The following is a 26,299-nucleotide window of genomic DNA, read 5'->3' as shown; positions in this document are numbered from 1 at the left end:
AGGAACTGGGGGCGGATGGCGCCTACTTCCGGGTGCACCACTTCGCGCGGCAGCTGGCGTCGCCGTTCCCGTTGCTGGCCGCGATCGGCGCGAAGACGGAGCGCATCGAGATCGGTACCGGCGTGATCGACATGCGGTACGAGAACCCGATGTACATGGCCGAGGACGCGGGTGCCGCGGACCTCATCGCCGGCGGGCGGTTGCAGCTGGGGATCTCGCGCGGCTCACCGGAGCAGGTGATCGACGGCTGGCGGTACTTCGGCTACGAGCCGGGGGCGGGCGACACGGACGCCGAGATGGCCCGCAACCACGCCGAGGTGTTCCTGAAGGTGTTGGAGGGCAAGGGTTTCGCCGAGCCCAACCCGCGGCCGATGTTCGCCAACCCGCCCGGCCTGCTGCGCGTCGAGCCGTACTCGCGGGGTCTGCTGGAGCGGATCTGGTGGGGTGCGGGCTCCAACGGCACGGCGGTGTGGGCGGCCGAGCACGGCATGAACCTGATGAGCTCGACACTGAAGAACGACGAGGGCGGGGCACCGTTCCACGTGCAGCAGGCCGAGCAGATCCGGGCGTTCCGCAAGGCGTGGTCGGAGGCCGGGTGGGAGCGTGAGCCGCGGGTGTCGGTGTCGCGGAGCATCTTCGCGCTGGTGTCCGACCTGGACCACGCGTACTTCGGCCACGACGACGACAGCAGGGACCAGATCGGCCACATCGACGCCAACACCAGGGCGATCTTCGGTCGTACCTACGCCGCCGAGCCCGACGCGCTGGTGGAACAGCTGGCCGAGGACGAGGCGATCGCCGAGGCCGACACACTGCTGCTGACGGTGCCCAACCAGCTCGGTGTCGACTACAACGCGCACGTGATCGAGAGCATCCTCACCCACGTGGCGCCCGGCCTGGGCTGGCGCTGAACCTCAGAAGGGCGCGAGGCCGAAGCGCCCCAGTGCGATGAACGCCGCGATGACGAGATAGGTCAGGTTCCCCAGCAGGAACCTGACCCCGTCGTCGTGGCGTGCGTGGGTGATCATCGCGCCGATCATCAGCAGGACCCAGCACACGGCGGTCACCGGCACCATCACCGGCGCGATGCCGACCAGTGCCGGCACGACCAGGCCGACGGCGGCCAGAATTTCGAGCACGCCGAGCGACCTGACGAAACCCTCACTCACGTCGGCCGTCCACCCACCACCGGGGGCGGCGGCGATCCTTTCCCTGGGCAGGAGCGTCTTGGTGAGGCCACCGAGCAGGGCGACCCCGGTGAGCAGTCCGGCGGCGATCCACAGTGCGAGGTTCATGAGCTTCTCCCTTCGCGCCACATGACGCCGCCCGGCCCGGCGTTGTGACAGCCCGAGTGCCGGCGGTGTTCCCACCCGGCGCCTGGACCCAGCTGGGGCTCGCCCTCCGTGCTCCCGTCGGTCGAGTTCACTGGCCGGGCACGGAGACCTCACCCCGCTGGTACGGCTACATCGAGGGCGCGGTCCGCTCGGGCGAGACCGCCGCGGACGCGGTCGCCCAGGAGCTGCGTGCCTAGTTCGCGCGGCGATCCTGGTGCGCGGCAGACGGCCGCGGTCGCACACTGGTCCCAGCGGCGCCGGCGAGGGCGCGCCGCGAACGGGAGGCGGTCATGTTCGCCTGGTGGCGTAGGTGGCGGAAGTCGGTGAAACGCAGAAAGGCCGCGGCGCGGCGGAAGAGCGGCCGGCGTGACCGGCGCCTCGGCTGGGACCCCAGGTACGGCGATCCCTCCGACGGCGACCTCTGAGCACGTCGCGAGGACCGGTACCGAGGACCGGGTCGCGGGTGGCCCGCGGTCAGGGCCTGGCGAACGCGAAGCCGGCGGCGGTCAGGGCGACGAGCGCCGCGGCGAGCACGAGGACGCCGGTGACCGTGACCTGGAGCAGCAGCGCGCCGGTCGCCGCGCCGGCGAGCATCGCGACCACCGACCACAGGCGGCGGTACGGGTTCTGGCCGCTGCCGCCGGCGAGGACGCTGTCCGCCGCGAGGCCGGTGAGCGTCTGGGTGAGCACGGTCGTGGTGAGGTCGCGGGCGGCCAGGCGCCGGACCGTGGCGTTCTGCAGTCCGAAGGCGACGGCCAGCGGAACGGTCGCGACCAGCGCCGGAAGCGCGGCGAAGAAGATCGCCGTGACCGCGATGATCACCGCCTGGGTGGTGAACGCGAGCGCCAGCCATCGGCGGGGCCGGCCGCCGAACATCGTCGCGAGCCGGCCGCCGAGCAGCGCGCCGGCCAGGAAGGCGCCGATCGCCACGGCGGACGCGGCGGGGGAGAGCCCGCCGCCCGGGTACAGCGACAGGCCCAGGAACACCACGTTCCCGGTCATGTTCGCGACGAACACGTGGCCGAGCCGCAGGTAGCTGACCGCGTCGATGAGGCCGGTGACGCCGGTCAGCACGAGCAGCAGCGCGACCAGCGTGCGGTCCTTCACGGGGGCGTCCATGACGTCCAGGATGCCGCCGGCGACGCCGGACGCACCGCCAGCACCCCGTCCTCGAACGGGGGACGGCCGCGACCGGATGCCGAACCTAGGTCAGGCCCGCCTCGTAGGCGAGGATCGCGGCCTGGACGCGGTTGCGGGCGCCGAGCTTGTCGAGGATCGAGCTGACGTGGGCCTTCACCGTGCCCTCGACGATGTACAGGGTGCGCGCGATCTCGGCGTTCGAGTGGCCGGCGCCCACCAGCCCGAGGACGTCGCGCTCGCGGTCGGTCAGTACCGCGACCCGTTGCCGCGCGTCCGTCGCCGACACGTCCGCGTCCCGGTAGTTCCTGATCACGCGGTGCGCGACGGCCGGTGACAGGAACGCCGCCCCGGCCGCGACCGCGTGCACGGCGGTGATCAGCTCGCGTGGGTCGGACGCCTTCAGCAGGAACCCGGCCGCGCCGCCGCGGAGTGCCTGCGCGATGTAGTCGTCCTGCCCGAAGGTGGTCAGCATGATCACCCGGCTCGCCGGCGCCACGGTCGCCAGCTCGTTCGCCGCCGCCAGACCGTCCAGCACGGGCATCCGGATGTCCAGCAGCACCACGTCCGGGCGGTGGGCCCGCGCCAGCTCCACCGCCTGCCGCCCGTCCGCGGCCTCGCCGACGACCTCGATGCCGTCGTCGCTGGCCAGGATCGCCAGGACGCCGGCACGCATCATCGCCTCGTCGTCGGCCACCAGCACCTGGATCGCCACTACCCCCGCTCCCACCGCGTCTTCGAGACCAGCACGCCGCCCGCGAAGCAGAGCTGGAAGACCTGCGCGCCCAGCCCGAGGCCGGTGCCGGCCCGGTAGTACTCGCAGGTCGCGCCTTCCGGCCGCGGCGGCGCGGTGACCACTCGCGGCGTCTGGCCGAGGGCCTGCACCGGCACCATCCGCTCGACCTCCGCCCGGGACTGGCCGACCCGCAGCTGGTCGAACTGGGAGTTCGCCAGCCCGGTCCGCCGCACGGTCAGCATCTGCACGACGACGAGCGCGATGATCAGCACGATCCCGACGGTGACCGGCAACGCGGCGGTCTGCCGCAGCCGGCGCCGGGTCTGCCGCCTGCTGACGCGCAGCTCGAAGTCGGGTGGGTCGTCCTCGCGCGGCCGCGCGCCGTCGGGGAACGACGCGGTCACCACCCAGCCGCCGCCGGTCCGCGGGCCGGCCGAGAACCGGCCGCCGGCGAGCCGCACCCGCTCGTCCAACCCGATGAGCCCCTGCCCGCTCCCGCCGCCCGCGCCGTCCTGGGTCGCGGCGTCGTTCACGACCTCGATCCGGTCCTGGGCGACCGTGACGGTCACCGCCGCGCCCGGCGCGTGCCGGGTGGCGTTGGTCAGCGACTCCTGGACCACGCGGTGCGCCGCCTGGGCAGTCATCGGCGGCCAGGCGGGTGCCGGGCCGCCGTGCCTCAGCCGCACCGGCAGGCCGGCCGCGGCGGACCGCCGGACCAGGTCGTCGATGCTCTCGTCGGCCGGCAGCAGCTCGCCCGCGGCGTCCGTGTCGCCGAGGACCTGGACGATCTCGTGCAGCCGCGTGGTGGCCCGGACCGCGCAGGCCCGCACCTCGCCCGCGGCAAGGCGCTGCTGGTCGGTGAGGTCCCTCGCCAGCTCCAGCGCGCCGCCGTGCAACGCGATCAGTGCCAGCTCGTGCCCCAGCGAGTCGTGCATGTCCCGCGCGATCCTGGCCCGCTCCCGCAGCCTCGCCTGGCCGGCGACGATGTGCCGCTCCCGGTCGCGTTGCTCGGCCCGCAGCCGCCGGTACCGGCCGACCGACCACGGCAGCACCGACGCGCCGAACTGGACGCCGACGGCGGTGAGCCACGTGTTGACCGGATCGGGCGAGTGCCAGAAGGCAAGTGCGAGAGCGGCCACCGTCACCGACATGAACAGCCACAGCGCGACCGGCAGCGAGGCCATCCGCCTGCCGGCGGGGTAGGCCAGCACGAGCATCACGAACGGCAGGTAGTCCACGGTGTCCCAGAGGACGTCCGCGAGCGACAGCGCGGCCGAGGCGGCCAGCACCGGCGCCCACACGAGATCAGCTCGCCGGTATCGCACCGGCCCACCCTACAAACTCCGCGGCGTCCCGTGACCCTGACGAAAGTCGGGGTGCGGCCTGGCGGAAGTCCGATGCCCCACCGTGTCCGGGCGCCATACCGTCGGCGCCATGATCTCCGTGACCGCGCTGCACAAGCGCTACGGCGACAAGATCGCCGTCGACGACCTCTCGTTCGAGGTGCGGCCCGGCACCGTGACGGGCTTCCTCGGCCCCAACGGCGCCGGGAAGTCCACGACCATGCGGCTCATGCTCGACCTCGACCACGGCGGCGGTGAGACGCTGTTCGACGGCCGCCGGTTCGCCACCATCCGCCATCCCATGGCGGAGATCGGCGCGGTGCTGGAGGCCAAGGCGTTCCATCCCACCCGGACCGCACGCAACCACCTGCGGATGCTCGCCGCGGGCAGCGGCATCGCGGCCGCACGGGCCGACGAGGTGCTCGAGCTGGTCGGCCTGAGCGACGTGCGACACCGCAAGCCACAGGGTTTCTCGCTCGGCATGGCGCAGCGGCTCGGCCTCGCCCAGGCCCTGCTCGGCGACCCGGGGACGCTCATCCTCGACGAGCCGGCCAACGGCCTGGACCCGCACGGCATCCACTGGCTGCGTGACGTGCTCCGGTCGCTCGCCGCCGAGGGGCGGACGGTCCTCGTCTCCAGTCACCTGCTGTCGGAGATGTCGCTGATGGCGGACGAGCTCGTGGTCATCGGCCGCGGCCGGATGATCTACCAGGGGGACGTCGACGGGTTCGTCCGCCGGTTCACCGACTCGACGGTCCTGGTCCGCAGCCCGCACGCCGACCGGCTCACCGCGCTGCTGCGCGGTTCCGTCGAGCTGCTGGCCGACGGCGCGCTTCGCGTGTCCGGCACGGACGCCGGCGCGATCGGCGAGCTGGCCTACCGCAACGACATCATGCTGACCGAGCTCGCCACCCAGACGGCGTCGCTCGAGTCCGCGTTCATCACCGCCACCGAGGCGGACGAGGAGTACGTGGGAGGCGCGGCGTGAGCGAGCTCGCGAGCGGACCACTGGTGCTGACCGACGCACTGCGGTTCGAATGGGTGCGGATTCGCACCCTGCGCTCCACCTACTGGCTCGTCGGCGCGGCCGTGCTGCTCAACGCCGTGCTGGCGCTGGTCGCCGCCTACGGCACCCAGGACCGGCCACCTGCCCCCGCGTTCGTCGGCGCGATCCTGACCGGCGGCGGGCCGTTCGTGCCGATCCCGCTGGCCGCGGTGTGCCTCGCGGCGATCGGCGTGTTCGCCACCGGCCACGAGTACCGGTACGGCACGATCCAGCCGGCACTGACCGCCCTGCCGCGACGGTCGGCGCTGCTGGCGGCCAAGCTCGTGGTGCCGGCGGCCGTGACGCTGGTCGTGGCGGCCGTGTCCATGGCCGTCAACGCCGCCGTCGCACTGGCCGTGTGGGGTGAGCTGCCCGGCCTGACCTCCTGGCCGGTCGACGAGGCGATGCCCGGGTACCTGGTGCTGGGGGTCCTGTGGACGGTGCTGGGGACCGCGCTGGCGCAGGTGTTCCGCGGGGTGCCGTCGGCGCTCGTGCTGCTGCTGGTGGTGCCGTTGGTCGTGGAGCAGCTGATGGCTCAGCTGTCCTATGTCGACCAGTTCGCCTGGCTCGGACCGGCGCTCAAGTTCCTGCCTTTCATGGCGGGACAACACCTTCTCGACCTGGGCGGGACGTCGGATGTGGACCTGTTCGGCAGGTGGGCGTCCGGTGGCGTGTTCGCCGTGTTCGTGGCGGTGGTGGTGGGCGCGGCATGGACGACGTTCACCCGCCGCGACGCGTGAGGTGCCGGTAGGCTCCGCGGTCATGCAGGTGGTGTATGCGCCGGAACGCGACGGCGATCCCGACCCGGGCGAGGTGGTGTGGGGCTGGGTGCCCTACGAGGACGATCCGTCGATGGGGAAGGACCGGCCGGTGCTGGTCATCGGCTACGCCGACGACGCGCACAAGCGGCTGCTGGCGGTCCCGCTGAGCAGCAAGGACCCGGAGCACAAGCGGGACGCGGACGAGTGGGTGCCGGTGGGCGCCGGCGGCTGGGACCGCGAGGAGCGGGAGAGCTTCGCCAACGCCGACCGCTTGTTGCGGTACGAGGCGGAGGAGGTCCGCCGCGAGGGCGGGGCCCTGCCGAGGGACCGCTTCGACGACGTGGTCGCCAAGCTCCGCGACCTCGGCAACCTGCCCTGACGGGCACGCGGCTCAGACCGCGTGCCGGATGATCTCCAGCACCTCGTCCACATGGGCCTTGTGGGTGCGGACGCTCAGCACGCACAGGCGGATGGTGTGCCGGCCGTCCACCCGGGTGCTCGACAGGTATGCCCGCCGCGTCCCGTTGATCCGGGACAGCAACCGCTCGGTGGCCGCGTCGCCGGCGGGGGAGCGGAACACCGTCACGGTCAGGTCCGGGGTGAGCGGTACCGCCAGGCCCTCCGCCGCCGTCAGTGCCTGATGCGCGTGCGCGGCCAGGTCGAGCTTCTCGTCCAGCGCACGGCGGAACGCGTCCACGCCGTGCAGGTGCAGCGGTAGCCACAGCCGCAGTCCCCGGTACCCGCGGGTCAGCTCCGGGCCGAGGTCCGCGGGGTCCGGCCACCCGTCGCGCTCGAAGTCCTGCAGGAAGTCGCCGGTCGCGGCGTGGGCGGCGCGGAGCAGCGCCTGGTCCCGGACCAGCAGTACGCCGGTGCCGAAGGGCAGGAACATGCTCTTGTGCGGGTCCAGCGTGATCGAGTCCGCGCCGGTGATCCCGGTGAGCACCTCCCGGCCGCGTGCGGTCAGCTGGAACGCGCCGCCGTACGCACCGTCCACGTGGAACCACATGTCCTCGCGGCGGGCCAGCTCACCGGCGTCCGCCAGCGGGTCCACCGTGCCGGTGCTCGTCGTGCCGGCCGTGCCGACCAGCAGGAACGGCCGGCGGCCCGCGGCACGGTCGCGGGCGATCAGCGCGGCGGCCGCGTCGACGTCGAGGCGCAGCGCGGCGTCGACGGGCACCGTGCGGACCTGGCCGGCGGTCAGCCCGGCGATCCGCGCCGCCTTGGCCACGCAGTAGTGCGCCTGCTCGGTGACGTACAGCGTGCCGCGCGGGTCCGGACCACCCAGCCGGTCCTCGCGTGCGGCATGCAACGCCGCCAGCGTCGCGATCGACGCGCCGGACGTGAACAGCCCACCCGCGCCCGCCGGCAGCTCGAACACGTCGCACAGCCAGCGAACGACACTGTGCTCCAGCGCGGCGAACGCGGGTGCCGGCGCCGCCATCCCGGTGTACCGGTTGACCGCCTGGGACAGGAACTCCGCCAGCACCGAGCTGTACAGCCCACCGGCCGGGAAGTACGCGAAGTACCGCGGCCCGGCGCACTCGATCGCCCGGCTCGCGGCGTCGCCGAACCGGGCCAGCAGGTCGCCGAACTCGCCGGGACCGTCGGGCGGCGGCGCGAGCAGCCCCGCGGGCACCGGCGCGTCGTGCCCGCTCGCCGGCGCGTCCGCCAACCCCGCCACGAAGTCCTCGACGAACGCGGTCGCCGCCGCGGTCCATGCCCGCCTGGTCTGCCCGTCCGGTTCCATGCCGCGGGACACTAGGAGCCGGCCTCGCCCCGGGCTTGTACGTTATTGCGCTGATAGCGCCCCGGCGTGAGCCCGACCAGCCGCCGGAAGTGCCGCGACAGGTGCGACTGGTCGGCGAACCCCACGGTGACCGCGACCGCCGCCGCCGGCATCCCCTCGTCCAGCAGCGTCCGCGCCCGGCGGACGCGTAGCTGGTTGAGGTAGGCGTGCGGCGGCAGCCCGTACCGTGCCCGGAACGCCCGCAGCAGCGCGAACCGGCTCGTGCCGACCGTCGCCGCCAGCTCGCCGAGGCTCGGCGGGTCGACCAGCCGCGCGTGCAGGATGTTGCGCACCGCCGCTGTCTCGCGGGTGCCGCCGGCCATCGGCGCCACCCGTCGCCCACCGCCATACCCGCGCCACAGCAGGGAAAGCGCGGCCGACAGCAGTGTCTCCGACGCGAGCCGGTCTGCCGACTCGGCGGCCAGGTGAGCCTGCCCGAGGACCGCGGCGGCCGTGGGGTCGTCGACGACCGGCCTCGTGAACCACGGGGCCGGGCATCCGGTCGCCGCGGCCACCACGTCGACGCTCGGGTAGAACACCCGGTACGCCCAGCCGACGTCGTCGACCGGGCCGCCGGTGTGCACGACGTCCGGGTTGAGCAGCACGACCCCGCCGGTCGAGACCACGTGCCGCACCCCGCCGGCCCACAGGTCCTCGGTGCCGGCCCGCACCACACCGAGCGCGAACGTCTCGTGCGTGTGCCGGGCGAACCCGTGCCGCACGAACCGGGCCCGCATCAGGTCCACCCCGGCCACGGCCGGATGCCGCCAGTAGTGCGCGACGTCGCCGGACTCCATGACCGCCAGCTAACCACGAATTCGTTCAGGGGCTTGACTTTCTCGCAGATCTGGACATCACCCGCGGTCGCGTGGTGAGATCGGTGGGGCGGCTTTTACAACGATGTAAATCCGGGGTCCGGTCGTGTTCACCCCCACAGATTGGACGAGACGTTGAGAGCACACGGTTTGATCGCGGCGGTGTTGACCGGCCTGATGGTGGGCGGCGTCGCCGTCGCCGAGCCGGCCGGGCACCAACGGGTTCCCGACTACTCGACGGCGGAGGCGGGCAACCCCTTCGTGGACGGGTGGTACGCCGATCCGGACGTCGCGATCTACAACAACGAGTACTGGGTGTTCCCGACCTCGTCGCGGGTGTACGAGGAGCAGACCTACCTCGACGCCTTCTCCTCGGCCGACCTCGTCCACTGGACCAAGCACCCGAACGTGCTCACGACCGCCAACGTCTCCTGGGCCCGCAGGGCCGTCTGGGCGCCCGCGCCGATCGCGCGCAACGGCAAGTACTACCTGTACTTCGCCGCCAACGACATCCAGGACAACACCCAGCTCGGCGGCATCGGCGTCGCGGTCGCCGACCGGCCGGAGGGCCCGTACGTCGACGCGATCGGCAGGCCGCTGATCGGCCAGTTCGTGAACGGCGCGCAGCCCATCGACCAGGACGTCTTCATCGACTCCGACGGCCAGGCCTACATGTACTACGGCGGCTGGGGTCACTCGAACGTCGTCAAGCTGGGCGCCGACATGACCAGCCTGGGCACCTTCGCCGACGGCACGCAGTTCAAGGAGATCACGCCGCAGAACTACGTCGAGGGTCCGCAGATGTTCAAGCGGAACGGCAGGTACTACCTCATGTGGTCCGAGGGCGGCTGGACCGGGCCGAACTACGCGGTTTCCTACGCGATAGCCGACTCGCCGACCGGGCCGTTCCGCCGGATCGACAAGGTGCTGAGCCAGGACTCCGCCGTGGCACGGGGATCCGGCCACAACTCGGTGCTCAACATCCCCGGCACCGACACCTGGTACATCTTCTACCACCGCCGCCCGCTCAACCTCACCGACGCCAACCAGCGGCAGGTGAGCTACGACCGGATGTACTTCAACACCGACGGCGCGATCAAGCCCGTCACCATGCTGGTCAAGGACAACTTCAACGACGGCAACGCGATCGGCTGGAAGACCTACGGCGGTTCGTGGTCGGCGAGTTCGAACAGCTACACGACCACGTCCTCGCTGGGCGGGAAGGCGTTGCTGGAAACCAACTTCGGCGACCTGGTCTACGACGCGAACGTGACGGTGCGGTCCGGCGGCGGTGACGCCGGCGTCGTGTTCCGCGTGTCCGGGGCGGCCACGGGCGTGGACAGCTACCAGGGCTACTACGCCGGGATCACCACCGCGGGCCGCGTGCTGCTCGGCAAGGCCAACAACGGATGGACGCCGCTGGCGTCGACGCCCATGACCGTCCTCCCGAACACCACCTACCACCTCCGCGTCGAGGCGGTCGGCTCGTCGATCCGGGTGTACGTCAACGACGGCCTGAAGCTCTCGGTCACCGACACCAGCTTCACCAGTGGTGCCAACGGAGTTCGCGTGTTCAACGCGGGCGCGAGCTTCGACGACCTGGCCGTCGCCCATCGCTGACGCTAGCCGGTGGTGGCGGGCTGGTCCGACCGCAGTGCGGACATGACCTCGGTGCTGAACAGCTCCATGCTGCGGACCGTCCGCTCGTGGCTCAGCCCGCCGATGGCGAACAACCCGATGAGCTGGCCGAAACCCAGCTCGTCACGCAGCTCCCGCAACCGTGCGGTGACCGACGCCGGGCCGCCCACGACCGCGTACCCGCCGGACAGCAGGTCCTCGTAGGACAGTTGCGGGAACGGCGTCATCCCGGCCGCCAGCACACCACGCATCGACGACGGTGACATGTACCCCGGCGGGTTCATCAGCTCGGGGCCCTGCTTGAGTCCCTTGTGGAACAACCACATGAGCTGGTCGCGACCCTCGCGGTGGGCCTGGGCGTCCGTGTCCGCCACGAAGATCGGGATCGACAGGCCGATCTTCTCCGGATCAGGCTCGTAGCCCAGCTCCGCGGCGGAGTCGCGGTACCCGTCGAACCACCGGCGGACGACCCGCGTCGGCGCGTACACCGACATGTAGGTGTACCGGCGCTGCGCGACGAACCGCATCGTCTCGGTGCTGCCCGCGCCCGGGATGTAGATCGGCGGGTGCGGCTGCTGCAGCGGCCGGGGCCAGAGGTTGACGTAGCGGTACTCGTAGTTCGGGCTGATCCACTGGAACATCTCGTCGGACGTCCACGCCTTGATGATCAGGTCGTGCGCCTCGTTGAACCGGTCGCGCGACCTCGTCGGGTTGATGCTGTGCGCGAAGTACTCCCAGCCGATGCCCCGCACGAACCCGGACACGATCCGCCCGTTGCTGAGGTGGTCGAGCATGGCGATCTCCTCGGCCACCCGCAGCGGGTTGCCGCGGATGCCGATCGCGTTGCCCAGCACCATGATCTGTGCCCTGGACGTGCGCCGGGCGAGCGCGGCGGCCATGATGTTGGGCGACGGCATCAGCCCGTAGGCGGTCTGGTGGTGTTCGTTGACGGCGATCCCGTCGAAGCCCAGCCGTTCGGCGTGCTCCAGCTCGTCGAGGTAGCGGTGGTAGAGCCGGTTGCCGGTCTCCCGGTCGAAGTACCTGTTGGGAAAGGTGAGCGACGGCGAGGGGTACCGGGTGTCGAAGTCGTCCGGCAGGTACGGGTAGGGCATCAGGTGGAAGAAGACGAACTTCACCGGCTCGCTCCCGTCAGCTCGGTCAGGAACTCCGTGACGGCGGCCGCGAACTCCGCCGGGCGTTCGAAGTACATGGCGTGTCCGCAGTCCGCGACCACCCTCAGCTCGGCACCCGCGATCAGCCCGGCGTAGCGGTGACCGTGCTCGATCGGCACGACCCGGTCGTCGTCCGGCCAGACCACCCGGGTGGGCGCGACGATGCGGCCGAGCCGCCGCTCCAGCTTCGGGTTGCACAGGAACGGCGTCCACGAGAACCGCGCGAGGCCCGACATGTCGCGGTAGGCGGCCAGGATGTCGTCGATGCCGGGCTCGGCCGGGAACATGCCCGCCGCCTTGGCGGGATCGTGGAACAGCGCCGCGCCCAGCTGCTGGGGCGTCATCAGGAACAGGTCGGCGATCGGGTGCTCCGGCAGCCGCAGCCCGGCGGGGCTGAGCAGTGTCAGCGACTCGACGGCGTGCGGCGCGGCGACGGCCAGCTCGGCCGCGAGCCAGCCGCCGAACGACCCGCCGACGACGTGCGGGCGGTCCAGCCCGAGCCGGTCCATGACGTCGAGGTAGTGGTAGACGAGGTCGCTCATGTCCTCGACCTCGCCGAACTCGTCGGTCCCGCCGAAGCCGGGGTGGTCCGGCGCGTACACGCGGAACCGGCCGGCGAGCAGCTCGTGGAACTCGTGCCACTGCCCGGCGCCGCCGGCGGCGTGCAGGAACAGCAGCGGCGGCCCCATGCCGCCGCTCAGCAGGTGGACACGACCGCCAGGAAGCTCGAGATGTTCGTCGGTGTGTGCCATCCCGGCGACGCTAGGCGTGCCGTGGGCCGGCTTCGAGCCGTTTCGTGCGCCGCCGGGCCGCTTCCCGCATTGACTTGGCGGAGCGTGGTGGTGATCCTCGTAGTATGGCCGTGCTGGCGGCAGACATCCCCGATCCGGCGTTGATCCACACCGATGATCCGTACGAGGCAAGGGTTCGGACGCAGGAGTTCCTCGGCTGCGCGCACCGGATGACCGTGCTGGGGCGGGAAGCGCCGTTCCTGGCGGATGTCCGGTACCGGTCGGTGCACGGGCTGGGGCTGATGTCCTCGACGTACGGGCCGGCCGTCGAGATCGGCTGCTCCCCGCCGATCGACCTGGTCACCGTCAACTTCGTCCAGGGCGGCGAGATGCTCGTGGACGACGGCGGGCGGACCGCGGTCGCCGACGCGGCGCACGGCGCGGTGTTCTGCTTCCACGAGGAGCTGACCATGCGCTGGGCGCCCGGGCTGCGCCAGCTGATGCTGACGGTCGACAAACGGCTCGTGGACCGGCACCTGCGGACCCTGCTGGACACTCCGTTGCGGTCACCGGTGCGCTTCACCGGTGCGGTGCGCCCCGCCGGCGGCGGTCAGGCCATCCTGGCGGCCGTGCGGACGATGGTGCGGGCGCTCCAGCTGTGCGGGCCGGCGGGCCCCGCGCCGGTGCTGGCGTCGGAGCTCGAGCACGGCGTGCTGACGGCGTTGCTGCTCGGGCAGCGGCACAACTACACGGACGCGATCTTCGCGGCGCGGACGCTGCCGGCGCCGAGGGCTGTGCGGCGGGTGGTGGAGCTGGTCGACGCCGCGCCGGAGAAGCCATGGACCGTGGCGGACCTGGCGTCGTTCGCGGGGGTCAGCGGGCGGTCGCTGCATGCGGCGTTCCGGGGGCAGCTGGGCACCTCACCGATGTCCTACGTGCGGCGCCGCCGCCTGGAACGGGCACACGAGGAGCTGCTCGACCTCGACCCGGCCAGGGGGACCCGGGTCATCGATGTGGCTCTACGCAACGGTTTCACGCACACAGGCCGCTTCGCCGCGGCCTACCGCGCCCGCTTCGGCGAGTCGCCGTCCGCGACGCTGCGCCGCTGAGCGAGGAACCCGGTGATCCGCTCGCGCAGCTCGGCGGCGAGTCGCTCGTCGTCGGCCACGGCCCGGCCGATCTCGATGGCCTCGTCGAGGTCGGCCGGCTGCCCGGTCCGCTCGAAGCGGCGGAGCAGTGCCATCCCCAGGCTGTGCAGGGCGGCCGCCCGATCCGTCTCCTCCTCCAACGCCCCCTGCCGGAACAGCGAGATCGCCCGCTCCAGGTGGTGCGCCTGACCGGTCCGCTCGTACTCCCGCAGCCGCGCGGCGCCGCCCTCGGCGGGTGACGCCAGCCCGAACAACCTCCGCACCCGCGGCGGCGCCAGCCGCGGGTCGACCGTGTGCAGCTTCGTGTACAGGGTCTGCGCCATCCGCAGGTCGGCGTGCCCGAACCCCAGCGGCAGCGCCTGGAACCGGCACAGGTGCAGCGCCGCAACGCGGACCAGGCTGCCGGCGTCCGGCTCGCCCAACGCGGTCAGCTCGGTGACCAGCTCCAGCGCCCGCGCGTCCAGCACGCCGGACGAGTCCCCGTCGGCGTGCCGGGCGATGCGGGTGTCGAGGTCCGCGAGGAGCCGCTCCTTCACGGCTCACATCGTGCCATCTTCTGTCTGTGAGAACTAACTAAAGATTGTCCCAACACGTTCGTACCCGTCTGTGGGCCGCATTAACATTGCGGATCGGCCAGAAGTAGCGGCAATTCCCCGACCGGAAAGGGAGAACGCGTGGAGCGAAGCCAAGGCGTGGAGCGGAGCCGATGGGGCGTGGTCGTGGCGGCCGGGCTGTCGGTGTTCGTCGCCCAGTTGGACGCCACGATCGTGAACGTCGCACTGCCGTCCATCGAGGACTACTTCGACACCTCCACCTCACTCGTCCAGTGGGTCGTGCTCGGGTACCTCGCGCCGATCATCGGGCTGGGACTGTGCGCCGGCCGCTGGGTGGACGCGGTCGACACGCGCCGGGCCCTCACGCTGGCCTGCACCGGCTTCGCCGTGGCGACGGCGGCGGCCGGGCTGGCGCCCGGGATCGGGTGGCTGATCGCGGCACGGCTGGTACAGGGCACGTTCGGCACGGTGCTGCTCGCGCTCTCGGCGGTGCTCGGCACGGTGGCCGTGCGGCAGACCTCCCGGGCGCGGGCGTTCGGCGTGATCATGCTGTTCGGTACGACCGGCGGGGTGACCGGGCCGGCCCTGGGCGGGCAGATCATCGAGGCGCTGGGCTGGCGGTGGATCTTCTACCTGTCCATCCCGGCGATCGTGGCCGTGGTGCTGCTGGCGGCCGGCCAGCTGCCCCTCGGCGGCCGGCTGACCTGGCCAAGGCGCCGCTGGCTGGTCGAGGCCGCCACGTTCGGCGGCGGCGCGATCGCCGTCCTGGTGGGGCTCTCCCTCGCGGTCACCGAGAGTCCTCTGTGGCTGACCGTGGTGCTGGTGGCCGTGCCCCTCGTCGCGACGTGGTACCGGGGTCGGGACGCGGTGCCGGTGCGGGAGCTGCTGGGCACCCGGGGCGTGCTCGGCCCACACGTGGCGCTGGTGCTGGTGTACACGGGGTTCAACATGCTGATCTTCGTGCTGCCGTTCTTCCTGCAGCACGGACTCGGCACGACACCGGGCACCGCCGGGCTGGTGCTGCTGGCGTTCCCGATCGCGGCGCTGGCCACGAGCTACGGGGCCGGCATGGTCGCCGACAAGGTCGGCACCCGGCCGGTCGCGGTCGCCGGCGCCGGGGTGCTCGCGCTGGGCGCGGTCCTGCTGCTGCCCGCCGGCGGGGGACCCGCGGACCTGTTCTGGCGGCTGGCCGTCGTGGGTGCCGGGTTCGGGCTGTTCAACGGGCAGCTACAGGTGTTCCTCATGGGCAACACACCACGCGACCAGCTGGGACTGACGTCGGCGACGTCGAACCTGGTACGCCAGCTGGGGATCGCGTTCGGGTCGGCGACGGGGGCCGCGCTGTGGGCGGTGGCGGACTCCGCCGCGCTGCGCTGGGGCGCGGCGGTCGGCGCGACGTTCCTGGTGATCGCCGGCGTGGTCGTGGCACGCACCCGTGCCCAGGCGCCGGCCGAGGTCGCGTCGTAACGGGTCAGTGTGAATTTTCGGGCATTTCTTGGTTTGCATATTCCTGAAACGCCCGATATTGACCCGGCGTGCCCCGAACCAAGAAGCTCGGTTTCGGCTGTCGAATCTGGTTACTGTCAAGGAGAAGGCATGGACACCATGGACAATGCGGTCGTCGTCGTGGGGGCCGGTCCGGCAGGCCTGATGCTGGCCGGCGAGCTGCGGCTCGCCGGGGTCGACGTCGTCGTCGTGGAGAAGCTTCCCGCGCCGACCGGTGAGTCCCGCGGCCTCGGGTTCACCGTGCGCACCATGGAGGTGTTCGACCAGCGCGGGCTCCTGCCCCGGTTCGGCGACCTGCCCACGACCGCCCACCACCACTTCGGTGGCCTGACCCTGGACCTCGGCGTGCTCGACGGCGCCCATCTCGCCAACAAGACCGTCCTGCAGTCCCAGACCGAGCAGGTGCTGGAGGACTGGGCCACCGAGCAGGGCGTGGAGATCCGCCGCGGCCACGAGCTGGTCTCGCTCACCCAGGACGACGACGGCGTCGAGCTGGAGCTACGCGGCCCGCGCGGCGCCTACCGGCAGCGTTGCGCCTACGTCGTGGGCTGCGACGGCGGGCGCAGCATGGTGCGCAAGAGCGCCGGGTTCGAGTTCCCCGGCACGCCGGCGACGATGGAGATGTTCCTCGCCGACGTCCGGGACCTGCGGCTGCGTGAGCGCAAGTACGGCGAGACCGTGCCGGGCGGCCTCGTCATGGCCGGCGACCTCGAGGACGGGCTGACCCGGCTGATCATCTGCGAGCGTGGCACCACACCGAAGCAGCGCTCCGGCCCGCCCTCGTTCGCCGAGGTCGCGGCGGCCTGGCACCGGCTGACCGGCGAGGACATCTCGACCGGCACCCCGGTCTGGACCAGCGCCTACGGCGACGCCGTACGCCAGGTGCCCAACTACCGCCTCGGCCGCGTCCTCCTCGCCGGCGACGCGGCGCACATCCACCTCCCCGCGGGCGGGCAGGGCATGAACGTCAGCATCCAGGACTCGGTCAACCTGGGCTGGAAGCTCGCCGCCGTGGTCGGTGGCACCGCGCCGGCGGAACTGCTCGACACCTACCAGACCGAGCGGCACCCGGTCGGCCAGCGCCTGCTGACCAACACCCGGGCCCAGGGCCTGCTGTTCCTGGGCGGCACGGAAGTCCAGCCGCTGCGCGACGTGATCACCGAGCTGATCGGGTACGACAACGTCCGGCTGCACCTGGCCCGCATGGTCAGCGGCCTCGACATCCAGTACGACATGGGCGAGGGCGACCACCCGCTCCTGGGCCGCCGGATGCCCCACGTCGACCTCGTGGACCACGACCGCAAGACCAGCACCACCGAGCTGCTGCACCCGGGCCGCGGCGTGCTGCTCGACTGCGCGGACGACGCCGGCCTGCGGTCGGCCGCGGCCGCCTGGGCGGACCGGGTGGACGTCGTCACCGCCGTCCCGGTCGACGAGAGCGCGTTCCACGGCGCGGACGCGTTGCTGCTGCGTCCCGACGGCCACCTGGCGTGGACGAACGGCAGCGCGGCCGGTGTCGACCAGGCGCTGGCGCGCTGGTTCGGTCCCGCGTGAGGTACCCCCATCCACCACCGAACACGAGGACGGTCATGGTCTTCACCGACAGCGAGCTCGAGTACCTGGCCAGCCAACGACTCGGCAGGCTGGCCACCACACAGCCCGACGGCACCATCCAGATCAACCCGGTCACGTTCCGCTACAACAAGGCCACCGACACCATCGACATCGGCGGTCGCCACATGGGAAGGAGCAAGAAGTTTCGCAATGTCGCGGACAACGGCCGCGTCGCGTTCGTGGTCGACGACCTCGTCTCGCCGGAGTCGTGGCAGCCGCGGTGTGTCGAGACGCGGGGGCGTGGCGAGGCGATCGCCGAACCGGCCGACTCGGCCTGGGCCGGCGAGGACCTGGGCTGGGACGGTGCGATCATCCGGATTCATCCCCAACGAATCATCAGCTACGGAACCGAACCGGACGCGGCCCCGTTCACGAGCAACCGGCGTAATGTCGGCTGACTCGAAATGCTTGCCGGGCAACGGTTTTCGCCGTCGGCCGGCGTTCGTCGAGAGTTGCGGCCGGGACGCCGGCCGCAACCCCAATGGATCAACCTCGCTGACGGACAGGAATGATATTCCTCCGATCGGGTGGCTCTGACCGGGGCGCAGATGCGATCTTGTGCCCCACATGCCACTCCGACTATGGTCGGTTTCAGCTCAGCTCAAGGAAGACAGGGGACAGGGGCAGATGGATCTTTGTCGTGCGGCCGATGCATAGGCCACGAAATCGCTAGTGGCAGGTTAATGGGCTGGCGTCCACTTCCCAGCGCCGGTGCGATTGTCCATCAAAACAGAATTCATATTTAATAGCCGCAAGGCAAGCTGACCCGAAAGATCGCGCGGAGAAAATCTGCGCCTGGTCTTTTCTTCGGCTTGCCGGCTTTGGCGTGTGAAGGGGGTCGTCGCAATCGTGAGCGACGTCGTTTCTGCTGGACATGTCGAGATGGTGGCGCTCGGCGAGCTACTGCCGGGTGACTCACCGCGGATTCAGGGCGAGGACGTGACGCACGTACGGAACCTCGCCAAGACCAGTGACCCATTACCCCCGGTGGTCGTCCACCGCCCGACGATGCGGGTGATCGACGGCATGCACCGGCTCAAGGCCGCGCGGGCGCGCGGCGACGCCGAGATCGCCGTCGAGTACTTCGACGGCACCGCCGCGGATGCCTTTCTCCGCGCGGTGAAGGAAAACGTGGTGCACGGCCTGCCGCTGTCCCGTGCGGACCGGGAGGCGGCGGCGAAGCGGATCATCCAGTCGCACGCCGGCCTGTCGGACCGCGCCATCGCGACGGTGGTGGGGCTCAGCGCGCCGACCGTCGGCACGATCCGCCAGTGTTCGACTGACAGTTCTTTTCAGTCGAACAGCAGAGTTGGTCAGGACGGTCGGATGCGACCACTGAGTGCGGTCGACGGCCGGCTACGCGCGAGTCGGATCATAGCCGAACGGCCGGAGGCCTCGTTGCGGGCCATCGCGCGCGAAGCGAACGTCTCGCTGGGGACGGCACAGGACGTGCGGAAGCGGATGGACCGGGGCGAGGACCCGGTCCCCGCGAAGTTCGCGCCCCAGCTCGTGCCGCAGCCGCGTTCCGCGGAGGCCCCGATGGGCCTGCCCGCACTGCACCTGCTGCGGCGTGACCCGTCGCTGCGGCTGTCCGAGACCGGACGGGCGTTGCTGCAGTGGATGGGGGTGTGCGGGGCCGAGCACCGGCGTGAGGAGATCGTCAACGCCGTGCCGGAGCACTGCGTGCGGATCATCGTCGAGCTGGCCCGCAGCTGCGCGGCGAGCTGGACGCAGCTGGGTCGCGACCTCGAGCGCCGCACCGTCGTCAACAACGGGTGATTCCCCTCGGCCCACCTGCCCGCGCGGGGTAGGTGGGCCGAGGGGCATCCGTCAGCGCACCGGGTAGCGGTACCGCGGCGTCAGCTCGATGCGGTTGATCCGCCAGCCCTGCGCGGTGTTCACCACACCGACGCGGGCGCCGACCGCCGTCACGCTGACCGGCGGCACGTCGTCGTTGGCGCCGACGAGCACGCCGATCACGTTGGCGTGCGCGACCGCGTGGTCGCCGTCGAGCTCGATGCCGATGCTGCACCCGTTGTGCTGGGTGGCCCGGTAGGGGACGTTCAGCTCGCGGGTGCACTCGATGACCGCGGCCGCGCCGTTGATCGGCTCGCCGCCCGCCATCACCAGGGCGATGTCGTCGGTGTACAGCTCGTCGGTGCCGTCGAAGTCCCCCTCGTCCATCATCCGCCAGTTCCTGGCGAGGAGCTCGGAGATCTCGGCCCGGTGCGAGAGCTCGCGCAGCAGCGTCGCCTGTTCGGTCTCCAGCATGTTCGTCATCAATGCGCTCCCATCAGAGCCGGGGATTTCGAAATGCCCAGTCGAACTGGGCGGGACTCATGGTGACCCTGGCGTAATTAAGTGGGCGCGACAATCCCCTTGTATTTGTGTTGCGTTGTTGTTGACGGGTCTTTGAGGTTCTGACGAAAAGCGGTGTAAAGCGGACAAAACGTATTCCCCTAGTGAAGTTCTCGCAGGTTGGCTACAGTGCGGTTCAGGTGACCAGTTCACGGTCTCGCGGTGGATCGAGTGAAAATCCGCGTTTGCGGTCACCGTGAATATCGTTCAACATTCAAGAAAAGATGTGGGAGGGCGTGGCAGTTGGCAGTTGAAGTCGGTTTAGCCAGTTTCACGATCGCGCAACCACTACGGATCCTCATCGTCGCGGATCAACCAACCGACGCCGAGACGCTCGCGCGGGGCCTGGCCCGCTACGGGCACGGCGCGTTCACCGCGACCGACGGCGCCACGGCCATCGAGTCGCACGCCGATGCCGAGCTGGTCCTGCTCGACCTGGAGCTGCCGGACATCGACGGCCTGGAGGTGTGTCAGCGGATACGCCACGCGAGCGACATCCCGATCATCGCCTTCACGACCGGGATGCTCGACCGGGTGCTCGGACTGCAGTCGGGGGCGGACGACTGCCTGGACAAACCGTATGAGTTCCGGGAGCTGCTCGCGCGCATCGACGCGGTCATGCGGCGCTCCCGGCTGCGCGGGCTCGCGGACTACTCGGCCGACAACTCCGTGTCACACAACGGATCGCACGACAACGGGACGCTCAGGACCGACCGGCAGACGGTGTCCATCGGCTCGCTGACCATCGACACGGCGTACCGGCAGGTGCGTGTCCGGGGCAGGACCGTGGAGCTGACGCGCAAGGAGTTCGACCTGCTGCACTACCTGGCGACGAACTCCGACACGGTGGTCACCCGCAGGCGGCTGATGGCCGAGGTCTGGGGGGACCAGTCCTCACACGCGGCGAGCACGCAGGCCAGCCGCACCATCGACACCCATGTCAGCTCGCTGCGTGGCAAGCTCGGCGAGACCGGCTGGATCCGCACCGTGCGTGGCGTCGGGTTCCGGTTCGACAGTGGCGGCTGAGGAATTTACGTTCCGCTTGCGGATCTCTTGACACATTCTTGCCGGCAATCGCCTTGACGGTGACCGCCGGAACGATGAAGCTGAATATCAGCGCCGGCGAAACACTTCGGCCGGTAAACAAAACCATTCGTTGTTCTTGACCGCGGGTCGGTCGCGAAATAATGGCGATTCAAATTGTGAGGGAGATGGCGTGGACGCTCCAGTAATCGTCGTGGGCGCCGGGCCGGCGGGCCTGATGCTCGCGGCCGAGTTGCGGCTCGGCGGGGCAGAGGTGCTTGTTCTCGAAAGCCTTGCCGAGCGTTCCGGCGAATCCCGCGGGCTGGGACTGTTCATTCGCACGATGGAGGTCTTCGACCAGCGCGGGCTGATGCCACGCTTCGGCAACCCGGAGTCGAGCGCCCTCGGGCACTTCGGCGGGGTGCCGCTGGACTTCTCCGTGCTGGGCGGCACGCACCTGGCCAACCGGACCGTGCCGCAGTCGCAGACCGAGCAGGTGCTGGAGGAGTGGGCGGTCGCGCTCGGTGCCGAGATCCGGCGCGGGCACGAGGTCATCGGGCTCTCCCAGGACGACGACGGTGTCGAGGTCGAGGTCTCGGGTCCGGACGGCGTCTACAAGGCACACTCGGACTACGTCGTGGGTTGCGACGGCGGCCGCAGCGGGGTGCGCAAGGCCGCGGGCTTCGAGTTCGTCGGCACCGACGGCACCATGGAGATGTTCCAGGTCGACCTGCGCGGCGCGGACATCCGGCCACGTGAGATCGGCGAGAAGGTGCCCGGCGGCATGGTCATGGGCGGCCCACTCGGCGACGGCGTCTTCCGCATCACCATCTGCGAGCGCGACAACCCGCCGAAGAAGCGCACCGAACCACCCGCCTTCGCCGAGGTGGTCGCCGCCTGGCAGCGCCTCACCGGCGAGGACATCTCGCATGCCACGCCGGTGTGGATCGGCGCCTTCACCGAGGCCACCCGGCAGGTCACCGAGTACCGCCGCGGGCGCGTCATGCTCGTCGGCGACTCGGCGCACATCCACCTGCCGGCCGGCGGCCAGGGCATGAACACCAGCATCCAGGACGCGGTGAACCTGGGCTGGAAGCTCGCCTCGGTCGCACGGGGGAGCACGCCCGACTCGCTGCTGGACACCTACCACGGCGAGCGGCACCCGGTGGGGCAGCGGCTGCTGATGAACACCCGGGCGCAGGGCCTGATCTTCCTGCGCGGTGAGGAGATGGCGCCGCTGCGCCAGGTGCTGACCGAGCTGGTCGGCTACCGGGACGTGCACGAGCACCTGGCCAGGATGGTCTCCGGCCTCGGGATCCGGTACGACGTCGGCGGCGGCGACCACCCGCTGCTCGGCGACCGGATGCCGCACCAGGAGCTGATCTCGGGCGACGGCAAGACCAGCACCACCGAACTGCTGCGCCCGGCCAGGGGCGTGCTGCTGGACTGCGCCGACGACGCCGGGCTGCGTCGCGCCGCGCGGCCCTGGGCGGACCGCGTCGACGTGGTCACCGCCACCCCGCACGCCTCCGGCCCGATCGCCGGCACCGCGGCGGTGCTCATCCGACCGGACGGTCACGTCGCCTGGACCCCGGAGAGCCACGACGACCTGCCGGTCGCGATCGAGCGCTGGTTCGGTCCCGCCGCGCGAAGGAGTGGCTGATGCACAGCACCGGGCGCCAGGTGGCCATCACCGGGATCGGGGTCGTCGCGCCGGGCGGGGTGGGCGTCAAGGACTTCTGGTCGCTGCTGAGCGACGGCCGGACCGCGACCAGGACGGTCACCTTCTTCGACGCGGCGCAGTTCCGCTCGCGGATCGCGGCCGAGGTCGACTTCGACCCGGAGTCGCACGGCCTCGGCCCGCAGGAGCTGCGGCGGATGGACCGCGCCGCCCAGTTCGCCGTGGCCACCGCCAGGGAGGCGGTGGACAACAGCGGCATCGAGATGTCCGAGGTGGACCCGACCAGGGTCGCCGTCACCATCGGCAGCGCGATCGGCGCCTCGATGAAGCTGGAGGAGGAGTACCGGGCGGCCAGCGACGACGGCAAACTCGAACTGCTCGACGGGTTCTACGCGTCCAAGCACCTCTACGACTTCTTCGTGCCGAGCTCGATCGTCGCCGAGGTGGCCTGGAGCGTCGGCGCCGAGGGCCACGCGACGCTGGTGTCGTGCGGCTGCACGTCCGGGGTGGACGCGGTGGGCTACGGCGCCGAGCTGATCCGGGAGGGCTCGGCCGACGTGGTGGTCGCCGGGGGCACCGACGCCCCCATCACGCCGATCACGCTCGCGTGCTTCGACGCGATCAAGGCGACCTCGCCACGCAACGACGACCCGTCGCACGCCTCCCGGCCGTTCGACGCGACCCGCAACGGGTTCGTGCTCGGCGAGGGCGCGGCCATGTTCGTCCTGGAGGAGCTCGGGCACGCGCGGCGGCGCGGCGCGCACGTGTACGCCACGATCGCCGGCTTCGCGGGACGCTGCAACGCCTACCACATGACCGGCCTGCGCGCGGACGGCCGGGAGATGGCCGAGGCGATCCGCATCGCGATGGCCGAGGCGCGGGTGAACCCGGCGGACATCGACTACGTCAACGCGCACGGCTCGGGCACCAAGCAGAACGACCGGCACGAGACGGCCGCGTTCAAGCGCAGCCTCGGCGAGGACGCCTACCGCGTGCCGGTCAGCTCGATCAAGTCGATGATCGGCCACTCGCTCGGCGCGATCGGCGCCATCGAGGTCGCCGCGTCGGTGCTCGCCATCGCCAACGACGTCGTCCCGCCGACGGCGAACCTGCACACCCGGGATCCCGAGTGCGATCTCGACTACGTGCCGCTGACCGCCCGCGAGTGGCGCACCGACACGGTGCTCACCGTCGCCAGCGGGTTCGGCGGCTTCCAGAGCGCCATGGTGCTCACCGCGGAAGGGGAGAACCCATGACCACCACGACACCACACACGCCACCGCCCGCGGCGGACATCCAGGACGTCTGCCCGGCGACCCTGGTGACCATCCCCTCCGGGGGGACGGCCTACCTGGTGAGCCGCCACAACGAGGCGCTCCAGGTGCTGTCCGACCCGCTGTTCAGCCGCCAGGAGGTGTTCCGGACCCAGGGCACCAACTACACGGGCCCCGGCGCGTCGAGCACCGGCGACATGCTGCTGGACATGGACCCGCCGCAGCACTCCCGGATCCGCGGGCTGGTGGCCAAGGCGTTCTCGCGTCGGCGGGTGGAGGCCATGCGGCCCGGCGTGCAGCAGATCCTCGACGGGCTGCTGACCGACCTCGCGGCGCAGGGACCGCCGGCCGACCTGGTCGAGAAGCTGTGCCTGCCGCTGCCGATCACGGTCGTGTGCCAGCTGCTCGGGGTGTCCTACGACGACCGGGAGTGGTTCCAGGAGCGGTCCTACATCCTCGCGTCGACCGTCGACACACCGGAGACGAAGCTCAGGGCGGTCAACGAGCTGCGGGCGTACCTGACCGAGATCATCGCCGAGAAGCGCAGGTCCCCCAAGGACGACCTGATCAGCGAGCTGGTCTCGGCCCGCGCCGAGGAGCGGCTGTCCGAGGAGGAGCTGATCAACCTCAGCGTCCTGCTGCTGCCCGCCGGCTACGAGACCACGGCCAACCAGATCACCAAGAGCCTCTTCGCGCTGCTGGAGGTCCCGGACGAGTACGCGGCGCTGTGCGCGAACCCGGCCGGCGTGCCGGCGGCGTCGGAGGAGCTGATGCGCCTGCACCCGTCGGTGCTCACGCCGGGCTTCCGGGTGGCGACGAAGGACGTCGCGGTCGGCGAGGTGACCATCCCGGCCGGCAGCCTCGTCATCGTCTCCGACGCGCTCGCCAACCGGGACCCGGAGATCTTCGAGTGTCCACAGGACATGGACCTGCGGCGCAGGGAGAACCCGCACCTCGCGTTCGGGCACGGGCTGCACTTCTGCCTCGGCGCGGCGCTGGCGCGGGTCGAGCTGGAGGTCGTGATGACCGGCCTGGTGACGAGGTTCCCCGGCCTGCGGTTCGCGGTCGAGCCCGACACGATCCGCTGGCACACGCAGCGCCGGTTCCGCGGTCCGTCCGAGCTCCCCGTGACGTGGTGACCGACCGGAAGGCGGTGGTCACCGGCCTCGGGGTGGTGGCGCCCAACGGTCTCGGCACCCGGGACTACTGGGCGGCGACGCTCGCCGGGCGGAGCGGCATCGGCCGGGTCACCCGGTTCGACCCGTCGAGCTACCCGGCCCGCCTGGCCGGCGAGGTGCCGGGCTTCACCGCGAAGGACCACCTGCCCAGCAGGCTGCTGCCGCAGACCGACCACATGACGCAACTGTCCCTCGTGGCCGCGGACTGGGCGCTGGCCGACGCCGGTGTCCGGCCCGACGAGCTGTCCGGGTTCGACATGGGCGTGGTCACCGCCAGCTCCTCGGGCGGTTTCGAGTTCGGCCAGAACGAGCTGCGTGCGTTGTGGCGCAAGGGAAGCAAGTACGTCAGCGCCTACCAGTCGTTCGCATGGTTCTACGCGGTGAACACCGGGCAGATCTCGATCCGCAACGGGATGCAGGGGCCGAGCGCGGCGCTCGTCAGCGACCACGCCGGCGGGCTGGACGCCATCGCGCAGGCCCGCCGGCAGATCAGGAAGGGCACCTCGGTCGCGGTCACCGGCGCCGTCGACGCCTCGATCTGTTCGTACGGCTGGATCTCCCAGCTCGCGAGTGGACGGGTCAGCACGGCCGACGACCCGGCAAGGGCGTACCTGCCGTTCGACGCGGACGCCCGCGGGTACGTGCCCGGGGAGGGCGGTGCGCTGCTCATCCTGGAGGACGCCGAGACCGCCGCCGAGCGCGGCGCGCGGGTCTACGGGGAGATCGCGGGCTACGCCTCGACGTTCGACCCGAAGCCGGGCAGCGGCCGGGAACCGGCGCTGCGCCGCACGATCGAGCTGGCGCTCGCCGACGCGGACCTGGCGGCCGCGGACATCGACGTGGTGTTCGCGGACGCCGCGGGCGAACCCGGGCTGGACCGCGTCGAGGCCGACGCGATCACGGCCGTGTTCGGTCCGCGCGGGGTGCCCGTCACCGCGCCGAAGACGATGACCGGCCGGCTGTACTCCGGCGCGGCGCCGCTGGACGTCGCCGCCGCGCTCCTGTCCATCACGGACGGACTCATCCCGCCCACCGTCAACACCTCACCCGACCCCGACTACGCGCTCGACGTGGTCGTCGGCCGGCCGCGGCCCGAGCCGCCGCGCTCGGCGCTCGTGCTGGCCCGCGGCTACGGCGGGTTCAACTCGGCGCTGGTCGTCCGGGCGGCGTGCGGAGAAACAGGAGAGATGAATGAAGGAGATCACCATCCAGGAACTGACGACGATCCTGCGCGAGTGCGCCGGTGAGGAGGAGGGCGTCGACCTCGACGGCCAGATCCTCGACGTCGAGTTCGCCGACCTCGGCTACGAGTCCCTCGCCCTGCTGGAGGCCAGCGGCCGGATCGAACGTGACTACGGCATCGTCCTCGGCGACGACGCGCTGAACGAGGCACGCACGCCGCGGGCACTGCTCGAGATCGTCAATTCCCAGCTGCTCAGCGCCGACCTGGCCTGACAACCGTTTA

27 protein-coding genes are annotated in these 26,299 nt (G+C 71.1%); 17 read left to right on the top strand and 10 right to left on the bottom strand.

What is annotated here, in order from left to right; genetic code table 11:
* A partial coding sequence (locus VET29_RS07815; RefSeq protein ID WP_324916700.1) for an LLM class flavin-dependent oxidoreductase occupies positions 1 to 911 on the top strand: 911 nt, incomplete at its 5' end.
* A 3-nt stretch (positions 912 to 914) separates the two neighbouring features.
* On the opposite strand, the gene VET29_RS07810 is transcribed toward VET29_RS07815, so the two are convergent.
* The gene (locus VET29_RS07810) at positions 915 to 1,295 is read right to left on the bottom strand and encodes a DoxX family protein (RefSeq protein ID WP_324916696.1); all 381 of its coding nucleotides are present in this window, start codon (positions 1,293 to 1,295) and stop codon (positions 915 to 917) included.
* 56 nt (positions 1,296 to 1,351) lie between these two features.
* Between VET29_RS07810 and VET29_RS07805 the strand changes: the two genes are divergently transcribed.
* Positions 1,352 to 1,531, top strand: a complete 180-nt coding sequence (locus VET29_RS07805) for an FAD-dependent oxidoreductase (protein ID WP_324916693.1) — start codon at positions 1,352 to 1,354, stop codon at positions 1,529 to 1,531.
* Positions 1,532 to 1,808: 277 nt separating this feature from the next.
* Here the strand turns inward: VET29_RS07805 and VET29_RS07800 are convergent, their stop codons facing one another.
* The 3 genes from VET29_RS07800 to VET29_RS07790 all read right to left on the bottom strand — a co-directional run bounded on the left by VET29_RS07800 (position 1,809) and on the right by VET29_RS07790 (position 4,532).
* On the bottom strand, positions 1,809 to 2,453 hold the full coding sequence (locus VET29_RS07800; RefSeq protein ID WP_324916688.1) for a YoaK family protein: 645 nt from the start codon (positions 2,451 to 2,453) through the stop codon (positions 1,809 to 1,811).
* Positions 2,454 to 2,538: 85 nt separating this feature from the next.
* The gene (locus tag VET29_RS07795) at positions 2,539 to 3,186 is read right to left on the bottom strand and encodes a response regulator transcription factor (RefSeq protein ID WP_324916686.1); all 648 of its coding nucleotides are present in this window, start codon (positions 3,184 to 3,186) and stop codon (positions 2,539 to 2,541) included.
* Positions 3,186 to 4,532 carry a sensor histidine kinase gene (locus VET29_RS07790; protein ID WP_324916683.1) on the bottom strand — a complete coding sequence of 449 codons (1,347 nt, stop codon included), beginning with the start codon at positions 4,530 to 4,532 and terminating at the stop codon, positions 3,186 to 3,188. The genes VET29_RS07795 and VET29_RS07790 overlap by 1 nt, the downstream gene beginning before the upstream one ends.
* A gap of 109 nt (positions 4,533 to 4,641) precedes the next feature.
* On the opposite strand from VET29_RS07790, the gene VET29_RS07785 reads away from it, so the two are divergent.
* The 3 genes from VET29_RS07785 to VET29_RS07775 are packed head-to-tail and all read left to right on the top strand — an operon-like array spanning position 4,642 to position 6,735.
* Positions 4,642 to 5,538 (top strand): ATP-binding cassette domain-containing protein, encoded by an 897-nt coding sequence (locus VET29_RS07785; RefSeq protein WP_324916680.1) that lies wholly within the window; start codon positions 4,642 to 4,644, stop codon positions 5,536 to 5,538.
* Positions 5,535 to 6,335: a hypothetical protein gene (locus tag VET29_RS07780; protein WP_324916677.1), complete on the top strand. Its 801-nt coding sequence runs from the start codon at positions 5,535 to 5,537 to the stop codon at positions 6,333 to 6,335. Before VET29_RS07785 ends, VET29_RS07780 begins: the two co-directional genes overlap by 4 nt.
* Positions 6,336 to 6,357: 22 nt before the next feature.
* Positions 6,358 to 6,735: a type II toxin-antitoxin system PemK/MazF family toxin gene (locus tag VET29_RS07775; protein ID WP_324916674.1), complete on the top strand. Its 378-nt coding sequence runs from the start codon at positions 6,358 to 6,360 to the stop codon at positions 6,733 to 6,735.
* A 12-nt stretch (positions 6,736 to 6,747) separates the two neighbouring features.
* Here VET29_RS07775 and VET29_RS07770 read toward each other — a convergent pair whose 3' ends face one another.
* Positions 6,748 to 8,103: a pyridoxal phosphate-dependent decarboxylase family protein gene (locus VET29_RS07770; RefSeq protein ID WP_324916672.1), complete on the bottom strand. Its 1,356-nt coding sequence runs from the start codon at positions 8,101 to 8,103 to the stop codon at positions 6,748 to 6,750.
* A gap of 11 nt (positions 8,104 to 8,114) precedes the next feature.
* Positions 8,115 to 8,939, bottom strand: a complete 825-nt coding sequence (locus VET29_RS07765) for an AraC family transcriptional regulator (RefSeq protein WP_324916668.1) — start codon at positions 8,937 to 8,939, stop codon at positions 8,115 to 8,117.
* A gap of 153 nt (positions 8,940 to 9,092) precedes the next feature.
* On the opposite strand from VET29_RS07765, the gene VET29_RS07760 reads away from it, so the two are divergent.
* Positions 9,093 to 10,577 (top strand): family 43 glycosylhydrolase, encoded by a 1,485-nt coding sequence (locus VET29_RS07760; RefSeq protein WP_324916664.1) that lies wholly within the window; start codon positions 9,093 to 9,095, stop codon positions 10,575 to 10,577.
* Positions 10,578 to 10,579: 2 nt separating this feature from the next.
* On the opposite strand, the gene VET29_RS07755 is transcribed toward VET29_RS07760, so the two are convergent.
* Both VET29_RS07755 and VET29_RS07750 read right to left on the bottom strand, forming a co-directional pair.
* Positions 10,580 to 11,731, bottom strand: coding sequence for an LLM class flavin-dependent oxidoreductase (locus VET29_RS07755; protein ID WP_324916662.1), 1,152 nt, complete (start codon positions 11,729 to 11,731; stop codon positions 10,580 to 10,582).
* Positions 11,728 to 12,519: an alpha/beta fold hydrolase gene (locus VET29_RS07750; protein WP_324916659.1), complete on the bottom strand. Its 792-nt coding sequence runs from the start codon at positions 12,517 to 12,519 to the stop codon at positions 11,728 to 11,730. Before VET29_RS07750 ends, VET29_RS07755 begins: the two co-directional genes overlap by 4 nt.
* Positions 12,520 to 12,623: 104 nt before the next feature.
* On the opposite strand from VET29_RS07750, the gene VET29_RS07745 reads away from it, so the two are divergent.
* Positions 12,624 to 13,607, top strand: a complete 984-nt coding sequence (locus tag VET29_RS07745) for an AraC family transcriptional regulator (RefSeq protein ID WP_324916656.1) — start codon at positions 12,624 to 12,626, stop codon at positions 13,605 to 13,607.
* On the opposite strand, the gene VET29_RS07740 is transcribed toward VET29_RS07745, so the two are convergent.
* Positions 13,559 to 14,182 (bottom strand): hypothetical protein, encoded by a 624-nt coding sequence (locus tag VET29_RS07740; RefSeq protein ID WP_324916653.1) that lies wholly within the window; start codon positions 14,180 to 14,182, stop codon positions 13,559 to 13,561. The genes VET29_RS07745 and VET29_RS07740 overlap by 49 nt on opposite strands.
* A gap of 138 nt (positions 14,183 to 14,320) precedes the next feature.
* Here VET29_RS07740 and VET29_RS07735 point away from each other — a divergent pair, with 138 nt between their 5' ends.
* From VET29_RS07735 to VET29_RS07720, 4 genes are all read left to right on the top strand, one after another.
* Entirely contained in the window at positions 14,321 to 15,667 is a 1,347-nt protein-coding gene (locus VET29_RS07735; RefSeq protein WP_324916649.1) for an MFS transporter, read from the top strand.
* A gap of 129 nt (positions 15,668 to 15,796) precedes the next feature.
* Positions 15,797 to 17,260, top strand: coding sequence for an FAD-dependent monooxygenase (locus tag VET29_RS07730; RefSeq protein ID WP_324916646.1), 1,464 nt, complete (start codon positions 15,797 to 15,799; stop codon positions 17,258 to 17,260).
* Positions 17,261 to 17,295: 35 nt separating this feature from the next.
* Positions 17,296 to 17,718, top strand: coding sequence for a PPOX class F420-dependent oxidoreductase (locus tag VET29_RS07725; protein ID WP_324916642.1), 423 nt, complete (start codon positions 17,296 to 17,298; stop codon positions 17,716 to 17,718).
* A gap of 451 nt (positions 17,719 to 18,169) precedes the next feature.
* A complete protein-coding gene (locus tag VET29_RS07720) occupies positions 18,170 to 19,099 on the top strand; it encodes a ParB/RepB/Spo0J family partition protein (RefSeq protein ID WP_324916639.1) in 930 nt (309 codons plus the stop codon).
* Between the two features lie 51 nt (positions 19,100 to 19,150).
* On the opposite strand, the gene VET29_RS07715 is transcribed toward VET29_RS07720, so the two are convergent.
* Positions 19,151 to 19,600 (bottom strand): nuclear transport factor 2 family protein, encoded by a 450-nt coding sequence (locus VET29_RS07715; RefSeq protein WP_324916636.1) that lies wholly within the window; start codon positions 19,598 to 19,600, stop codon positions 19,151 to 19,153.
* Positions 19,601 to 19,921: 321 nt separating this feature from the next.
* On the opposite strand from VET29_RS07715, the gene VET29_RS07710 reads away from it, so the two are divergent.
* From VET29_RS07710 to VET29_RS07685, 6 genes are all read left to right on the top strand, one after another.
* Positions 19,922 to 20,704 carry a response regulator transcription factor gene (locus tag VET29_RS07710; protein ID WP_324916633.1) on the top strand — a complete coding sequence of 261 codons (783 nt, stop codon included), beginning with the start codon at positions 19,922 to 19,924 and terminating at the stop codon, positions 20,702 to 20,704.
* A 190-nt stretch (positions 20,705 to 20,894) separates the two neighbouring features.
* Positions 20,895 to 22,364 (top strand): FAD-dependent monooxygenase, encoded by a 1,470-nt coding sequence (locus VET29_RS07705; protein WP_324916630.1) that lies wholly within the window; start codon positions 20,895 to 20,897, stop codon positions 22,362 to 22,364.
* Positions 22,364 to 23,638: a beta-ketoacyl-[acyl-carrier-protein] synthase family protein gene (locus VET29_RS07700; RefSeq protein WP_324916627.1), complete on the top strand. Its 1,275-nt coding sequence runs from the start codon at positions 22,364 to 22,366 to the stop codon at positions 23,636 to 23,638. The genes VET29_RS07705 and VET29_RS07700 overlap by 1 nt, the downstream gene beginning before the upstream one ends.
* On the top strand, positions 23,635 to 24,795 hold the full coding sequence (locus VET29_RS07695; RefSeq protein ID WP_324916623.1) for a cytochrome P450: 1,161 nt from the start codon (positions 23,635 to 23,637) through the stop codon (positions 24,793 to 24,795). Before VET29_RS07700 ends, VET29_RS07695 begins: the two co-directional genes overlap by 4 nt.
* Positions 24,789 to 26,081, top strand: a complete 1,293-nt coding sequence (locus VET29_RS07690; protein ID WP_324916620.1) for a ketosynthase chain-length factor — start codon at positions 24,789 to 24,791, stop codon at positions 26,079 to 26,081. Before VET29_RS07695 ends, VET29_RS07690 begins: the two co-directional genes overlap by 7 nt.
* Positions 26,026 to 26,289: an acyl carrier protein gene (locus VET29_RS07685; protein WP_324916617.1), complete on the top strand. Its 264-nt coding sequence runs from the start codon at positions 26,026 to 26,028 to the stop codon at positions 26,287 to 26,289. Before VET29_RS07690 ends, VET29_RS07685 begins: the two co-directional genes overlap by 56 nt.
* Positions 26,290 to 26,299: the final 10 nt, after the last annotated feature.

It is taken from the genome of Actinophytocola sp. (genome assembly GCF_035634895.1).
Taxonomy (GTDB): Bacteria; Actinomycetota; Actinomycetes; order Mycobacteriales; family Pseudonocardiaceae; genus Actinophytocola.
This window is presented reverse-complemented; position numbering and strand designations above follow the sequence as displayed.

Bases quoted from the DNA above. Each gene is read 5' to 3' on its own strand.
- VET29_RS07810 (WP_324916696.1), bottom strand. From the start codon at position 1,295: ATGAACCTCGCACTGTGGATCGCCGCCGGACTGCTCACCGGGGTCGCC.
- VET29_RS07685 (WP_324916617.1), top strand. From the start codon at position 26,026: ATGAAGGAGATCACCATCCAGGAACTGACGACGATCCTGCGCGAGTGC.
- VET29_RS07695 (WP_324916623.1), top strand. From the start codon at position 23,635: ATGACCACCACGACACCACACACGCCACCGCCCGCGGCGGACATCCAG.
- VET29_RS07770 (WP_324916672.1), bottom strand. From the start codon at position 8,103: ATGGAACCGGACGGGCAGACCAGGCGGGCATGGACCGCGGCGGCGACC.
- VET29_RS07750 (WP_324916659.1), bottom strand. From the start codon at position 12,519: ATGGCACACACCGACGAACATCTCGAGCTTCCTGGCGGTCGTGTCCAC.
- VET29_RS07715 (WP_324916636.1), bottom strand. From the start codon at position 19,600: ATGACGAACATGCTGGAGACCGAACAGGCGACGCTGCTGCGCGAGCTC.
- VET29_RS07730 (WP_324916646.1), top strand. From the start codon at position 15,797: ATGGACACCATGGACAATGCGGTCGTCGTCGTGGGGGCCGGTCCGGCA.
- VET29_RS07785 (WP_324916680.1), top strand. From the start codon at position 4,642: ATGATCTCCGTGACCGCGCTGCACAAGCGCTACGGCGACAAGATCGCC.
- VET29_RS07725 (WP_324916642.1), top strand. From the start codon at position 17,296: ATGGTCTTCACCGACAGCGAGCTCGAGTACCTGGCCAGCCAACGACTC.
- VET29_RS07800 (WP_324916688.1), bottom strand. From the start codon at position 2,453: ATGGACGCCCCCGTGAAGGACCGCACGCTGGTCGCGCTGCTGCTCGTG.
- VET29_RS07765 (WP_324916668.1), bottom strand. From the start codon at position 8,939: ATGGAGTCCGGCGACGTCGCGCACTACTGGCGGCATCCGGCCGTGGCC.
- VET29_RS07775 (WP_324916674.1), top strand. From the start codon at position 6,358: ATGCAGGTGGTGTATGCGCCGGAACGCGACGGCGATCCCGACCCGGGC.
- VET29_RS07700 (WP_324916627.1), top strand. From the start codon at position 22,364: ATGCACAGCACCGGGCGCCAGGTGGCCATCACCGGGATCGGGGTCGTC.
- VET29_RS07745 (WP_324916656.1), top strand. From the start codon at position 12,624: ATGGCCGTGCTGGCGGCAGACATCCCCGATCCGGCGTTGATCCACACC.